Annotated in this window: 14 protein-coding genes and 1 pseudogene; 11 read left to right on the forward strand and 4 right to left on the reverse strand. The window is 64.5% G+C overall.

Annotation, left to right across the window (positions count from 1 at the left end):
- The first annotated feature begins 176 nt into the window (after positions 1-176).
- The 6 genes from AXK60_RS24240 (at position 177) to AXK60_RS24265 (ending at position 4976) form a co-directional block, all read left to right on the forward strand.
- Positions 177-836, forward strand: a complete 660-nt coding sequence (locus AXK60_RS24240; protein WP_068575073.1) for a DsbA family protein — start codon at positions 177-179, stop codon at positions 834-836.
- Positions 811-1458 (forward strand): vitamin K epoxide reductase family protein, encoded by a 648-nt coding sequence (locus tag AXK60_RS24245; protein WP_068575074.1) that lies wholly within the window; start codon positions 811-813, stop codon positions 1456-1458. Before AXK60_RS24240 ends, AXK60_RS24245 begins: the two co-directional genes overlap by 26 nt.
- A 55-nt stretch (positions 1459-1513) precedes the next feature.
- Positions 1514-2143, forward strand: coding sequence for a TlpA family protein disulfide reductase (locus AXK60_RS24250; RefSeq protein WP_068575075.1), 630 nt, complete (start codon positions 1514-1516; stop codon positions 2141-2143).
- A complete protein-coding gene (locus AXK60_RS24255) occupies positions 2140-2769 on the forward strand; it encodes a TlpA disulfide reductase family protein (protein WP_082778227.1) in 630 nt (209 codons plus the stop codon). Before AXK60_RS24250 ends, AXK60_RS24255 begins: the two co-directional genes overlap by 4 nt.
- Positions 2766-3635 (forward strand): cytochrome c biogenesis CcdA family protein, encoded by an 870-nt coding sequence (locus AXK60_RS24260; RefSeq protein WP_068575076.1) that lies wholly within the window; start codon positions 2766-2768, stop codon positions 3633-3635. Before AXK60_RS24255 ends, AXK60_RS24260 begins: the two co-directional genes overlap by 4 nt.
- 99 nt (positions 3636-3734) lie before the next feature.
- On the forward strand, positions 3735-4976 hold the full coding sequence (locus tag AXK60_RS24265) for an Nramp family divalent metal transporter (protein WP_068575339.1): 1242 nt from the start codon (positions 3735-3737) through the stop codon (positions 4974-4976).
- Here AXK60_RS24265 and AXK60_RS26030 read toward each other — a convergent pair.
- Both AXK60_RS26030 and AXK60_RS24270 read right to left on the reverse strand, forming a co-directional pair.
- Positions 4958-5311: pseudogene (locus AXK60_RS26030) on the reverse strand (DUF5313 family protein); the annotation flags it as partial. The gene AXK60_RS24265 and the pseudogene AXK60_RS26030 overlap by 19 nt on opposite strands.
- 50 nt (positions 5312-5361) lie before the next feature.
- Positions 5362-5607, reverse strand: coding sequence for a YgaP family membrane protein (locus AXK60_RS24270; RefSeq protein WP_068575077.1), 246 nt, complete (start codon positions 5605-5607; stop codon positions 5362-5364).
- Between the two features lie 135 nt (positions 5608-5742).
- Here AXK60_RS24270 and AXK60_RS24275 point away from each other — a divergent pair, with 135 nt between their 5' ends.
- Positions 5743-7896 (forward strand): MMPL family transporter, encoded by a 2154-nt coding sequence (locus tag AXK60_RS24275; protein ID WP_082778228.1) that lies wholly within the window; start codon positions 5743-5745, stop codon positions 7894-7896.
- Positions 7897-8011: 115 nt separating this feature from the next.
- Positions 8012-8275, forward strand: a complete 264-nt coding sequence (locus AXK60_RS24280) for a metal-sensitive transcriptional regulator (RefSeq protein ID WP_006898188.1) — start codon at positions 8012-8014, stop codon at positions 8273-8275.
- A gap of 93 nt (positions 8276-8368) precedes the next feature.
- Here AXK60_RS24280 and AXK60_RS24285 read toward each other — a convergent pair whose 3' ends face one another.
- Both AXK60_RS24285 and AXK60_RS24290 read right to left on the reverse strand, forming a co-directional pair.
- On the reverse strand, positions 8369-8905 hold the full coding sequence (locus tag AXK60_RS24285) for an Rv2732c family membrane protein (protein WP_068575079.1): 537 nt from the start codon (positions 8903-8905) through the stop codon (positions 8369-8371).
- The gene (locus tag AXK60_RS24290) at positions 8902-10107 is read right to left on the reverse strand and encodes an NAD(P)/FAD-dependent oxidoreductase (RefSeq protein WP_068575080.1); all 1206 of its coding nucleotides are present in this window, start codon (positions 10105-10107) and stop codon (positions 8902-8904) included. The genes AXK60_RS24285 and AXK60_RS24290 overlap by 4 nt, the downstream gene beginning before the upstream one ends.
- Positions 10108-10679: 572 nt before the next feature.
- On the opposite strand from AXK60_RS24290, the gene AXK60_RS24295 reads away from it, so the two are divergent.
- The 3 genes from AXK60_RS24295 to AXK60_RS26035 all read left to right on the forward strand — a co-directional run bounded on the left by AXK60_RS24295 (position 10680) and on the right by AXK60_RS26035 (position 13666).
- Entirely contained in the window at positions 10680-12074 is a 1395-nt protein-coding gene (locus AXK60_RS24295) for an MBL fold metallo-hydrolase (protein ID WP_068575340.1), read from the forward strand.
- 436 nt (positions 12075-12510) lie between these two features.
- Positions 12511-13299 (forward strand): GntR family transcriptional regulator, encoded by a 789-nt coding sequence (locus tag AXK60_RS24300; RefSeq protein ID WP_068575081.1) that lies wholly within the window; start codon positions 12511-12513, stop codon positions 13297-13299.
- A 28-nt stretch (positions 13300-13327) separates the two neighbouring features.
- Complete coding sequence (locus tag AXK60_RS26035; protein ID WP_082778229.1) at positions 13328-13666, forward strand: rhodanese-like domain-containing protein; 339 nt, start codon at positions 13328-13330, stop codon at positions 13664-13666.
- Position 13667: the final 1 nt, after the last annotated feature.

Here is a 13667-nt window from a genome sequence, read left to right on the forward strand (position 1 = left end):
GGGCCGGTCCGTCAAGGTCTCGATTGTTCTGTTCGCTGCTCTCGCGGTAGCCCTCGTGTCGTTCGTTTTCTGGATCTCGAACAATTCCGGGGCATCGGCGGCGACCGAGGAAGACGCTGGGGACCCGGCGGTGGAACAACTGCGCGAGACCCGGAACGAATCGAGAAGGTACCTGCATGAGCCGAGCGTTGAAGATTTCCTTGTCCCTGGTGGTCGTGTTCGCCGCCGCGTTGGTCGTATTTCTGGTGGTGGACCGATCGGGCACGCCAGATGCTGCCGCCGCGGAGCAGGCCGCCGCCGACCCTGCCTCGATCGCGGTGCGTGAGAACAGTCATCGGTTGAACTCGGTGCCCGATGGCCGGGTCACGTTCGTGGAGTTCCTCGACTTCGAGTGCGAGGCCTGCCGGTCTGCCTACCCGGCGATCGAACAATTGCGTGAAGAGTACGGCGACCGGGTGAGCTTCGTGGCCCGCTACTTTCCCATCGCCTCGCACTTCAATGCCGAACGCGCCGCACGCGCCGTCGAAGCCGCAGCTCAGCAGGGCGGCTTCGAGGACATGTATCAGCGCATGTACGAGACGCAGGCGCAGTGGGGCGAACAGCAGGTTCCGCAGGACGAGTTGTTCCGGAGCTTCGCCGTCGAGCAAGGGCTCGACATGAGCGCCTTCGATGCCGCCTACACCGACCCTGCGACGCTCGAACGCATCGACGCCGACGTCGCCGACGGGATCGCGCTCGGCGTCCAGGGCACCCCGACGTTCTTCCTCAACGGCACCAAGATCGAACCCACCACCTACGGAGACCTCACCGATGCCCTCGACGCTGCACTCGGCTGACCGCGCAGCCGCTCTCACCCGACGCAGCGGACCGTTCGCCCGAAGCCTGCCCTGGCTGCTGCTGGTAGGAGGCGTGATCGGACTTGCCGCCGCGTTCGTACTCACGGTAGAGAAGTTCGCCCTTGCGCTCGATCCCGCCTACGCCCCGACCTGCAGTATCAATCCAGTACTCAACTGCGGATCGGTGATGGACACCCCGCAGGCGTCTGCGTTCGGATTTCCCAATTCCCTTCTCGGGATCGCGGGCTTCGCCGTCGTGGCGGCAGTGGGTGCCGCCCTGCTCGCCGGAGCCGTGTTCGCGCAGTGGTTCTGGAGTGCACTGCAGGTCGGTGTCACTGCTGCCGCGGGCTTCGTGCACTGGCTGATCGTGCAGAGCCTCTACGACATCGGCGCGCTGTGCCCGTACTGCATGGCGGTGTGGGCGGTCACCGTCCCGATATTCTGGTATGTCACGCTGCGCAACCTCGACCGCGCCAGGTCGAAACCCGCTCTTCGGCAAGGGTTTCGGCTATGGCTTGATTCGGTGATTCGCAATCACTCGATTCCGCTGACCGTGTGGTTTCTCGTCCTCATCGCCCTGATCGCACAGCGTTTCTGGTCGTACTGGTCCACGCTCCTATGAACCGCGACGTACCGGTCGCCCCTCTGCCGATCTCTCGAGAAAGAAGGTCACGGCGATGACGCGCGGCTGGTCGATCGTCATGCTTGTCGTTGTCGTTGCATCGATCGTCGCACTGTGGCCCCGCACCGGTGGCGTCGAAGGCGGCCCGTCCGAGGCCATCGCCAACAATGTCGCGCCGGTCGGACCCGAACCCACACTGTCCCGCCCGCCGGATGACGCGGCACGAGCAACAGCACTACCGCTGTGTCCGCAGCCGGTACCAGACGAAGGCGGGCCGCTGGCAAGAGTGATGGCGCGCTGCATCGGCAGTGCCGACGATGTCGATCTCGCCGACGTTCTCGGCAGCGAGGTGACGCTGATCAACCTGTGGGCATCCTGGTGCGGCCCGTGCCGCACCGAGATGCCCGTAGTCGATGCCTACGCCGCAGAACCCGACGCGATCCCAGTCATCGGAATCAACGTCGAGGACCGACCCTCGGACGCGGCCGCGCTGGTCACGCAACTGGGCCTGAGCTATCCGAACTACATCGACGGCGGTCGCGTCCAGGACGCGCTCTCGGCACCGCCGGTCCTTCCCCTGAGCTTTCTCGTCCGCCCGGACGGAACGATCGAGCGCGTCACCGACCCCGCGGTGTTCGAGACGACAGACCAGATCCGCATTGCAATAAAGGATTTCACCTCATGACACGTTTCCTACCCGTGTGGGTCGGTACTCGACGACAAGGCGGCACGCCCACCGCGGCAATCGGATCGATTCTTGCCGTCCTACTGATCTCCGGATGCTCCGCTGGTGCCGACGCTGCACCGTCCGGCGGGAGCTTCGACTTCGTCGCGCCCGGTGGCCGAACCGACATTGTCTACGACCCTCCCGAAACACGCGGAACCATAGGCGAGCTCGCCGGCCCCGATCTGATGGAGGAGGGCAAGACGACCGCTCTGGCGGACTACGACGGAAAGGTCGTCGTGATCAATCTCTGGGGTCAATGGTGTGGCCCCTGCCGCGGCGAAGCCGACGACCTCGAAGAGGCCTACGAGGCCACCCGCGAGCGCGGTGTGCAGTTCCTCGGTATCAATGTCCGAGATCCGCAGAAGGACAAAGCGCAGGACTTCATGGTCGACAACAACGTCACTTACCCTTCGATCTACGACCCCTCGATGCGGACGCTGATCGCCCTCGGCGGGAACTATCCGACCAGCGTCATTCCCTCGACGCTGGTACTCGATCGCCAGCACCGGGTGGCCGCGGTCTTCATGCGAGCCCTGCTCACCGAAGACCTCCTTCCCGTCGTCGAACGGGTAGCCGCGGAATGACGACTCTTCTCGCCCAAGACATCGGGTCGACGTTCCAGAACGCGGCATCGAGCGGGCCCCTACTGCTGGCGATCGCGGCATGCATGCTCGCCGGGTTGGTCTCGTTCGCCTCCCCGTGCGTGGTGCCGTTGGTGCCGGGATACCTGTCCTACCTGGCAGGCATCGCCGGCGCCGACGCCCAATCAGCCCGCGGCACCCAATCGGCCTGCGAGGCTCAGTCAGCCGATGCCCGGGCACCCAGCACCGCGACCGCCGGCACGTCGTCGACGGGGCTCGTGAATCGCTGGCGTGTGGCCGGTGCAGCGTCGTTGTTCGTCGCCGGGTTCACCATCGTCTTCGTCCTCGCCACAGCCTCGGTCTTCGGAGTCATCGGCACCTTGCGCATCAACGAGCAAGTACTCCAACGCGTCGGCGGGGTCATCACGATCATCATGGGTGCGGCGTTCATCGGGTTGATACCCGCACTGCAACGCGACACCCGATTCGCACCCCGGCAGATCTCGTCCCTCGCTGGAGCGCCGCTGCTCGGTGGGGTGTTCGCGCTCGGCTGGACGCCGTGCCTGGGTCCGACCCTTGCCGGCGTGCTGTCCGTGGCGGCAGGCACCGAAGGTGCAACCGCAGCCCGCGGGGTCACTCTCATCGTCGCGTACTGCCTGGGACTCGGCCTACCGTTCGTCGTTCTTGCGTTCGGTTCGAGTTCGGCGATGCGCGGTGTGGGGTGGCTTCGGAGGAACTCTCAGAGGATCAAGGTGGCGGGCGGTGTCATCATGATCGCCGTCGGCGTGGCGCTGCTGACCGGGGTGTGGGGGTTGTTCATCGCCTGGATCCGCAACGAATTCGTCAGTGCAGTGGTCCTGCCCATCTGATCGAGATGTCGCCGAACCGCCACGCCGCATTGCATTGTTCGGGTGTCCGAACTATATTTTCAGGGTTCTGACATATTGTTGGTGCCGGAGGGTGTGGTCATGTCTGTGCTGCACCGCCGATCGTCTCGGCCGCCCTCGAGGTTTCGGTCTGGCCTCGTTCTGCTCGGACCCGCTTTCGTCGCCGCGATCGCCTACGTCGACCCCGGCAATGTCGCCTCCAACGTCAGCGCCGGCGCGCAGTTCGGGTACCTGCTGGTCTGGGTGATCGTCGCCGCGAACGTGATGGCCGGTCTCGTGCAGTTCCTCTCCGCCAAACTCGGCATCGTCACCGGAATGACACTGCCCGAAGTGGTCCGCGAGAAGTCGAGCAAGAGGGTGCGACTGGCATATTGGGGGCAAGCAGAAGTGGTCGCCATGGCGACCGACCTCGCAGAGATCGTCGGCGGTGCGATCGCCCTCTACTTGCTCTTCGACCTGCCGCTCCTGATCGGCGGCCTCATCACCGGAGCCGTATCGATGATCTTGCTGATGGTTCAGGATCGACGCGGACAGCGCCCGTTCGAGTTCGTGATTCTCGGGCTACTCGGTGTCATCGCCATCGGATTTCTTGCCAGCGTCGTCGTGGAACCGCCATCGTTCACCGAGGCCGCCGCCGGGTTGATTCCGCGGTTCGACGGCGCGGAAAGCGTGTTAATAGCCGCCGCGATGCTCGGTGCGACGATCATGCCGCACGCGGTCTATCTGCACTCCGGCCTTGCACGTGACCGGCACGGACACCCCGAGGCAGGGCCTGTCCGGCAGCGGTTGTTGCGGATCACCCGGATCGATGTCGGGTTGGTGATGCTGCTGGCCGGTGCAGTGAACATGTCGATGCTGCTGTTGGCGGCCTCGACGCTGGGGGGCCGCGAGGGCGTCGATTCCATCGAAGGAGCCCATACAGCAGTAGGAGACACTCTGGGGCCGGTGGTAGCGCTGCTGTTCGCGGTGGGCCTGCTGGCCTCGGGCCTTGCATCGACATCGGTCGGGGCATACGCCGGCGCGATGATCATGGACGGCCTACTACGTAAGCGCATTCCGATTCTGGTGCGACGACTGGTGACACTTGTTCCCGCACTGGCAATTCTGGCCGCGGGGGTCGACCCCAGTCGGGCACTGGTCGTCTCACAGGTCGTGCTGTCGTTCGGTATTCCGTTCGCGTTGATTCCCTTGGTGCGGTTCACCTCGGACCGCATCCTGATGGGCAGTGATGTCAATCACCGGATCACGGCATACGCGGCATGGCTCATCGCGGGAATCGTCGTCGCACTCCATGTCGCGTTGATCTATCTGACCGTCGCCTGACTGCGCGCGGGTGGACGTGTCCAGCATGCGCTTATTTCAGGACGATGACCACGCGTAGCGCGTCGACGGACGTCCGGGTCATCGAGTTTCTGCTCGTGTCGCACGAGGCGTCGTTGCCGATTCTCTTCCATGTAGGAGGCGGTGAAGAACAGCGAGAGCAGGACCGCTAGGAGCACCATGGCGCCACGCAACCACAGTTCACCCGGAAAGAACATGAACACGGCGTAGATGGGAAGAAACGGAACCTGGCCGCGGATCAGGTGCCGAGCCACGGCGTGATCGCCCGTAATGTCGTTGGCCACCCAGTCCGTCATGGTCGAGGGCAGAGTGCGGCCGAAGGCGTAGCCGACTCACTGCCACGGCGCAGGGCGGGTCCTGTTGCGGTTCACCGGGTCGGGGTCACTGCGCTCTGACGCATCCCCAGCCGCTTCATCAACACGCTGGCCGGGCACCATCCGACTGCGGAATACAGCAGCAGATTCCCGCCGACGAATGCTGTCAGGACATGCCAGCGGCGGTCGTGAAGGGAACCGGCGGCGAGGCTGGCAAGGACCATGGTGCCCGCCAGCGCGGGGACTGCGCGTTCGATACTCGGTCCGCCGGGGCCGGTGAGGGTGTCGGTGCATGACATGCGGTAGATCCTCGCTTCTCTGCGTGTGGTGCGGTCGTCCGTACATACCCTAGGGGGTAGATGCGATGATACCAGCATACCCCTGGGGGTACTGTGTTACGGTTCCTCCATCTTCCCGACCAGTAAGGACATGATGTGAGTTCCACGGACGTTCGAACCGACGAGAGTTCCGGCGGGCCGTTGGCGCGCTTCGGTGCGCACATGGCAGGCAACTTCAAGTGGGTGGTCACCGCGTGGCTCGTGGTCATCATCGGATTGGGAGCGTTCGCCCCGTCGGTGTTCGGCTCCCTCGCCGGTGCCGGGTGGCAATCCAACGGATCGGAGTCGGTCCAGGTTCGCGAACTCGCACAGGAGCACTTCGGCGGGAACTCCTCGGCCGCGATACAGGTGGTCGTGCACTCGGACACCGAGCAGGTGACCGATCCCGCAGTCGCGGCTGTCATTTCCGAAGTCACCGACATTCTGGCCGCCGATTCGCGGATTTCCGAGGTCATCCCCCCGCAACCGGGAATGTCGATCAGCCCCGACGGACACACCGGTATCCTCATCGGTGGAGCGAACGGGACGACCGACGAGATGGTCAAAGCGGTCGACGATCTCAAAGGTGAGCTGACCGCAGCGTCCACGGACTCGATCGAGGTCTACCCGACCGGAGCATCGGCACTGTGGAGTGACTTCAACAAGGCCAACCACGACGCGATGATCAAGGCCGAAATCATCTCCTGGCCGGTCACATTGGCGATCATGGTGCTCGCGTTCGGATCGCTCGTCGCGGCAGGTCTGCCCTTGCTGTTGACTCTGGCCGGTCTCGTGGCATCCGCGGGTGGTCTGGTTCTGCTGAACGAAATCACGCCGATCTCGGTGTGGGCCATGAACTTTGCGATGATGTTCGCCCTGGCACTCGGTATCGACTACGCGCTCTTCCTCGTCGTCCGATTCCGGGATGCGCTCCGCAAGACCATCGACGCCGGACGGATCGACCCGCAGCGTGCAGTGGCAGAAACGATGGACACGGCAGGCAAAGCAGTCCTGCTGTCCGGCCTGACCGTGCTGATCAGCCTGTCCGCCGTACTGCTCGTACCTGCACCTGCGGTACGCACGATGGCCGTGGGCATCATGCTCGCGGTGGTGTTCGTTCTCGCTGCCACCCTCACACTGCTCCCCGCAGTGCTGGGCAAGCTCGGACCGAAGGTCAATGCCGGCTCCCTCCCGTACGCGAAGCGACAGGTGCACCGCTCGCCGAAATTCGCGACCTGGGGTCAGTTGCTGCACAAGCATCCGTGGCCGTTCGCCATCGGCTCCCTGCTGATTCTGGTAGCGCTGTCGATTCCGGCACTGGGTCTCAAGGTCTCCATGCCGTCCATTTCGGTTGTCCCCGAGGACGCTCCGGTCCGCCAAGGCTACGAACTGGTGCAGGCACAGATGGGCGAAGGCGCACCAGGCATGCTGCAGATCATCGCCCCCACATCGGAGGCGGAGCAGACCGCACAGATCGCAGCGAGCGTCGACGGCGTATCGATGGTGACGCCGCCCATGCCCGCCATGGACGGATCCGATTACGTCATGCTGCAGGCCATCCCGAACGTGGACCCGTCGGACCCCGCACTCGAGACCACACTCGACGCCTTGCGCGCCGAGCTGCCCGAGGGAGCGATCGTCGGCGGTGCACCCGCGGAGAACCTGGACCTACAGACCGCGTTGAACGAGTACCTGCCGATCGTGGTGTCGGTGATCCTCGTGCTCGGATTCCTGCTGCTGCTGATCGCGCTCCAGGCACCGCTGATCGCCCTGCTGGGGACCGTGGTCAGCCTGCTGTCCACCGGCGCAGCATTCGGTGTGGCGAAGCTGATCTTCCAAGACGGTCACGGGGCGTCGCTGCTCGGATTCACCCCGCAGGGATTCCTGAACGGTTGGGGCCCGGTGTTCTTCTTCGCGATGATCTTCGCAATCGCGATGGACTACACGGTGTTTCTGCTGTCGAGCGTCAAGGAACACTACGAGAACACCGGTGATCCGCACGGTTCTCAGGTCGACGGAATGGCGCATTCGGGTCGGGTGATCTTCGCGGCGGCAGCGGTGATGATCGCGGTGTTCTTCTCGTTCGCGCTCGCCGAACCACTGCCACCCAAGGAGATGGGAATCATTCTGGGTGTCGCCGTACTGCTGGACGCCGTACTCATCCGCTTGGTGCTGCTGCCGGTGCTCCTGCGCCTGACCGGCCACGCCGCATGGTGGTCACCCACGTGGCTACGAGCAGTACTACCCAAGATCGGCTTCTCGCACAGCTGAGTGTCACCGATCTCGAGTAACACTGTGGTGGCCGATACCGTCCGGCGTCGGCCACCACGACCACCGTTACCCCTAGGGGTAACCTGGAGTTTCATCGAACGAAGGACTGAACGACATGACCGGTGACACCGAAAGCATCGCGTTGGTACTGAACCGTCTGCGGCGTGCGCAGGGTCAGCTCGCAGGAGTGATCTCGATGATCGAGAGCGGCCGTGACTGCAAGGACGTCGTCACCCAGCTGGCCGCGGTGTCGAAGGCTCTCGACCGGGCAGGCTTCAAGATCGTCGCCACCGGACTTCGTGAGTGCATCACCGGGGCGGAAACAGGGGAGAAGATGAGCGAAGCGGAGCTCGAGAAGCTCTTTCTCGCCCTCGCCTGACAACGGTCCGACCACCCCCGCATCGATGCACGGGGGTGATCGGACCGAGACAGGACAGCCGGTTCGAGATGGGGTGATCGGGCCCGCGACGTGTCAGCTCCTGCGCGCTGGACCGGGCTGCTCGGGTGGGCGGGTGAACACCACACGAGCCCAGAGAACGGTGGACAGCAGGGCTGCCACCGCGCCCAGATACAGGCCGATCGATGGACCCGCCACCGTCGCGGTCGGTGCCAGTGACTGCCGAGCCCAGATCGCGAGCACACCGAACACCGTGGTGACACCGTTGCCCGCCAAAGCCAGAGCGGCCCACCGAAAACGCCGAACCAGACGCGCGATCGAGGCCACCACGACGGTGAACGTGAGAGTGAATGCGGTGAACAGTGTCGCCAACACGCCCGCTGATTCCGCGTCGGCGCTTTCGGTGCGCAGAAGAACGTCGTACCCGTGTGCGCCGCCGGTGTGCGGAAGCACCACTCCGAGCACGGCCGCCGACACCAGAACGAGCAGATACGGGGTGAGCCGGGTGATCACCACCTCCGGTATCACGCGTCGTTCGATGGCCTCGAACACCGACCGATAGTGGCTCAGCTCGCCCTCGCGGTCGTAACTGTGCGGCGGTCGACCGGTCACGCTCGGCCGGTGAGAATGGCGTTCCAGTACAACGCCGGCAGTCCGCGTCTCTTGAGGAACCACATGTCGCGGCGTTCGTGTGTGGTGTCGATCAGCGGTATCGAGGGAGCCGGCTGCATCGTGTAGTCGAATTCGGCCAGAAGCATCGTCTTGCGAGAGGTGGTCAAGGGGCAGGAGGCGTACCCGCCGTACTGTGCGGTCAGTGGACGGCCGGCGATGCTCGCCTGCAGGTTCTCGGCGACCACGGGTGCTTGCTTGCGGATGGCGGCACCGGTCTTGGAATTCGGTGACGATCCGGCGTCACCGAGGGCGAAGATGTTGTCGAATCTGTTGTGCCGCAGTGTGTTCTTGTCGATCTGGACGTATCCGGCGGGATTGTCGGGGTCCGCTATGGGGCTGGCCTTGATCCAGTCCGGTGCGGATTGGCGCGGTACGACGTGGAGCAGGTCGTAGGGTAGCTCGTCGGTGGTACCTGCACTGTTGTCGGTGATCGTCACCGATCGACCGTCCGGATCGACAGCGGTGACTTCGCTGTTCTTGCGCACCTCGATGCCGTAACGCGCCACGACTCGTTCGAGCTCCTCGGCGAACACCGGTACCCCGAACATTCCGGGTGTGGGAAGGACGAGGACAACTCGGATGGCATCGAGCACGCCCTGCTCTCGCCAGTAGTCGGCGGCGAGGTACGCGATCTTCTGCGGGGCACCCGCGCATTTGATGGGGCCGGAGGGCATCGTGAACACGGCGGTGCCGGACCGCATCTTCTGAATCATCTGCCACGTCTTGGGTGCGAGATCGTAGCGGTAGTTGCTCGAGACCTGCGGGGTGTCGATCGATTCGGCCATGCCGGGCACCGAATCCCAGTCGAGCTGGATGCCGGGGCACACCACCAGGTGGTCGTAATGGATCGTAGTTCCCGAGGAGGTGCTGACCGTCTGGGCATCGGGGTCGACTCCCTCGGCGCGATCCTTGATCCAGCCGACGCCCTGGGGCATCACCGACGCCTCGCTGCGCGCACTCTCCGAGGCCGGGGCGCGGCCTCCACCGACGAGCGTCCACAAAGGTTGGTAATAGTGGGTCTCTGCCGGCTCGATGATGCCGATGTCGGTCATTCCTGCTCGCCGCAGACGTGCCGCGAGCGAAATACCGGCGTTGCCTCCGCCGATGATCGCGACTTTGTGGTCGATGGTGTGCGCGGACATGTGGTCCTCCTGTTCGAGACACGAGCTCGGTGAGCGCGGTCTCGATTTCGGTTGGTGCCGGGGTGCTTCAGCTCGACGTCGGTGTGGGCGCGAGCCGTGTGGTCACGACATTGGTGGTCATTGAGGCCAGGTGCACTGCATCCACAGCAGTCGTGCTGGAAGGTCATTCCGGCGTTCGAGCAGGTGGTGCAAGGACACGTGCCGAGGTGTACGTCGCCCTCTCCTTGATTGCTCGTACGGATGTACGTACATTATGAGTGAGGCTAGTCGCCGATACCGACAAACGCCACACTCGGGACGAATGAAATTTCCTCGTCCGCCCCGAGTCGGCGAGTGCCGGACGGCTGAGGAGGACGTGATGATCGGCAACCACTGCGATGTCGCTGTGAGTCGTTGCGCCTCGCTGGATCAGTCGGTTGCGATGCCCCTGGTCGCCCAGTGGAACGCCGCCTCCACCCCGCAGGAATCGGAACCGTGCACCTCGCCGTACAGAACCTCCTGAAAATACCCCACGGGGTACCATGAATTCTGAGACCTGTACGAACGCCACCACGATCGACAAGGAGATTTCGATGCTTCTCGAACGCATCTACGACGAAGACCTCGCCCAAGCCGGATACTTCATCGGCTGCCAGGCCAAGGGAGAGGCAGTGGTGGTCGACGCCCGCCGCGACATCGGTGTGTACCTCGACCTGGCCGATCGACATGGCATGACCATCACCGCCGTCACCGAGACCCACATCCATGCCGACTACCTGTCCGGCACCCGCGAGCTGGCCAAGGCCACCGGCGCGACCACCTACGTCTCAGGAGAGGGCGGCGACGACTGGCAGTACGGCTTCGAGGCCGAACGCCTCCACGATGGCGACACGCTGGCTCTGGGCAACATCACGGTGCAAGCCGTTCACACGCCCGGTCATACCCCGGAGCACCTCTCGTTCCTGGTGACCGACGGCGCCTTCGCCGATGCTCCGGGATACATGTTGACGGGCGACTTCGTCTTCGCCGGCGATCTCGGCCGCCCGGACCTACTCGACGAAGCTGCCGACGGTGTCGACACCCGTTTCGAGGGTGCCAAACAGATCTTCCGCAGTCTGAAGCGGTCGTTCGTCACGCAGCCGGATCATATCCAGGTCTTTCCCGGTCACGGTTCGGGCAGTGCCTGCGGAAAAGCTCTCGGCGCGCTTCCGTCGACCAGCGTCGGCTACGAACGCCGTTTCGCTTGGTGGGCCGGGTATGTCGAGCGCGACGACGAGCAGGGCTTCGTCGACGAGATGCTCGACGGCCAACCGGATGCACACGCCTACTTCGGCCGGATGAAGCGTCAGAACAAGCAGGGCCCGGTCGTTCTCGGGCCACTCTCTCCCTTGCGCGAGTACGACTCCGCAGAATTGGCACGCGCCCTCGACTCCGACGAGGTCGTCCTCCTCGACACCCGCGGCCAAGATGAGGTGCACGCCGGCGCTGTCCCCGGAGCGCTCAACATCCCCGGCATCGACAAGGCAGCCTCGTTCGGTGCCTGGGTCTACGACCCCGAACGAGAGGACACTCCACTGGTGGTGCTCGCCGAGGACCACGCCGTCGCCGACGAGCTACGTGATCACCTGCTGCGGGTCGGCATCGATACGGTGACCGGGTACGTCACGAGTCTACGAGGACTCCCTATGACGACACCCGAGACGATCGGTGCGGACGAGCTGGATTCGTTCGACCCGGCAATGGTGCTGGACGTGCGCAACAAAACCGAACACGCCGACGGCCACATACCTGGCTCCGAACAGCTCAGCGGTGGCCGAGTGCTGTGGAACCTCGACGGACTGCCCACGAGCGGTCCGATCGTGACCTATTGCCAGAGCGGCGTCCGTAACGCGGTCGCAGCCAGCGCCCTGCGCCGCGCCGGCTACCGAGTTGTCGAACTCGAGGGCAGCTACGCCGCCTGGGCCGCGCGCAACCTCGAAACAGTCTGATCGAACCCGCCCGAATCGGAGGCGGTCGTGCAGTCCGCCCCCGGTTCGGTCCGGTGCTCGCCCTGTCGGCTCGCCGCGCCACCGACGGTAAAGCAGACCCAGGGCGAGAAAGCCCCCGCGCGACACTCCTGATCCGGCACCGACTGGCCTGATCCGGGACCGACTCGCCGCGATCTTCACCAGGCGCTCGTTCGTGGTGGGAAACAAATTTTCTCGATGCGAGCGTTGTCTCGTTGTGTGTCGGCGACGCCGACGGATGGTTTCTCGGGGACGGGGAGCTGCGGTCCCCGAGATCCTCGGTCGACATCGCATCGACTTGCACAGAGCACCACTGCGTCCGTACGGATGTACGTACATTTGTTGTACAGTGGCCCCGAGGGTCAGCAGCCGGCGGCTCGAATTCGGATTCCGACACAGATCGACAGGAGGGCCTCTGATGGTTGAACCCGATCGCAGCGCCGCGCTCGACCGCTCCAGTGCGATGCCGCTGTGGGCGCAACTGCATGCCGATCTGGTCCGCCGAATCGGTGACGACGAATTCGCCGGCTCCGAGTTCCCGGGCGAGCATGCGTTGACGACGAGCTACGGGGTGAGCCGTCACACCACCCGCGAGGCCCTGCGGCACCTGCGGAACGAAGGAATCTTGATTGCAGAGCGTGGCCGGCCTTCTCGTTTGGCGGCTCCGCCGGTGATCGAGCAACCACTCGGTGCGCTCTACAGTCTCTTCGCTGCCGTGGAAGCCACGGGTGTTGCCCAGCACAGCGTGGTGCGTGCACTCGAACTGCGGACCGACCCCGCGGTGGCCGCTACCTTGCAAATCGGTCCCAAGGCTCCGCTGCTCTACCTGGAGCGCATCCGCATGGCAGGGACCATGCCGTTGGCGCTCGACCATGCCTGGTTGCCGGGGGATCTGGCACGCGACCTCCTGGATGCGGACTTCACTCACACGGCTCTCTACATCGAGCTCGAGAAACGCTGCGGCATCCGCCTGACCGGTGGCCGCGAGGACGTCACTGCCGTCGTCCCGGATCCGGAGGATGCGGCAGCACTCGAACTCGACTCGAAGACCGCCGCGCTGTCGATCCGCCGCTTGGGTTGCATGAATTCCCGGCCGGTGGAGTTGCGGCACACAGTGATTCGAGGAGATCGGTTCACCGTCTCGGCCACGTTCTCACCGAGCGACGGCTATCGCTTCGTGCCGGCCACGCCGCTGCACGCCCTGTAAGCACCCACTGATCCAAGGAGCGTTCTTCATGACTGAAGCACCACCGGAAGCCGATCCGGCCGCCGCACACGCACTGATCGCCGAATCGGGAGCCACCCTGATCGATGTCCGCGAGGACGACGAATGGGCAGCCGGACACGCCCCGGACGCCGTCCATGTACGCCTCGGCGATCTCGATCCTGCTGCCTACCCTCCTGAGCAGAAATTGGTCGTGGTGTGCCGCTCGGGCGCTCGGTCGAGCAAAGCTGTCGCGGCCCTCACCGATGCCGGTCGCACAGCGCACAATCTGTCGGGCGGAATGAAAGCGTGGCACGAAGACGGCCGCCCTGTGGTCCGTGATGACGGCACCCCCGGCGCAGTGATCTGAC

This window comes from Tsukamurella pseudospumae (assembly GCF_001575195.1).
In the GTDB taxonomy this organism is placed as follows: domain Bacteria; phylum Actinomycetota; class Actinomycetes; order Mycobacteriales; family Mycobacteriaceae; genus Tsukamurella; species Tsukamurella pseudospumae.

Coding starts and splice junctions, on each gene's coding strand:
- AXK60_RS24240 (WP_068575073.1), top strand. CDS start 177: ATGAGCCGAGCGTTGAAGATTTCCTTGTCCCTGGTGGTCGTGTTCGCC.
- AXK60_RS24245 (WP_068575074.1), top strand. CDS start 811: ATGCCCTCGACGCTGCACTCGGCTGACCGCGCAGCCGCTCTCACCCGA.
- AXK60_RS24250 (WP_068575075.1), top strand. CDS start 1,514: ATGACGCGCGGCTGGTCGATCGTCATGCTTGTCGTTGTCGTTGCATCG.
- AXK60_RS24255 (WP_082778227.1), top strand. CDS start 2,140: ATGACACGTTTCCTACCCGTGTGGGTCGGTACTCGACGACAAGGCGGC.
- AXK60_RS24260 (WP_068575076.1), top strand. CDS start 2,766: ATGACGACTCTTCTCGCCCAAGACATCGGGTCGACGTTCCAGAACGCG.
- AXK60_RS24265 (WP_068575339.1), top strand. CDS start 3,735: ATGTCTGTGCTGCACCGCCGATCGTCTCGGCCGCCCTCGAGGTTTCGG.
- AXK60_RS24270 (WP_068575077.1), bottom strand. CDS start 5,607: ATGTCATGCACCGACACCCTCACCGGCCCCGGCGGACCGAGTATCGAA.
- AXK60_RS24280 (WP_006898188.1), top strand. CDS start 8,012: ATGACCGGTGACACCGAAAGCATCGCGTTGGTACTGAACCGTCTGCGG.
- AXK60_RS24290 (WP_068575080.1), bottom strand. CDS start 10,107: ATGTCCGCGCACACCATCGACCACAAAGTCGCGATCATCGGCGGAGGC.
- AXK60_RS24295 (WP_068575340.1), top strand. CDS start 10,680: ATGCTTCTCGAACGCATCTACGACGAAGACCTCGCCCAAGCCGGATAC.
- AXK60_RS24300 (WP_068575081.1), top strand. CDS start 12,511: ATGGTTGAACCCGATCGCAGCGCCGCGCTCGACCGCTCCAGTGCGATG.
- AXK60_RS26035 (WP_082778229.1), top strand. CDS start 13,328: ATGACTGAAGCACCACCGGAAGCCGATCCGGCCGCCGCACACGCACTG.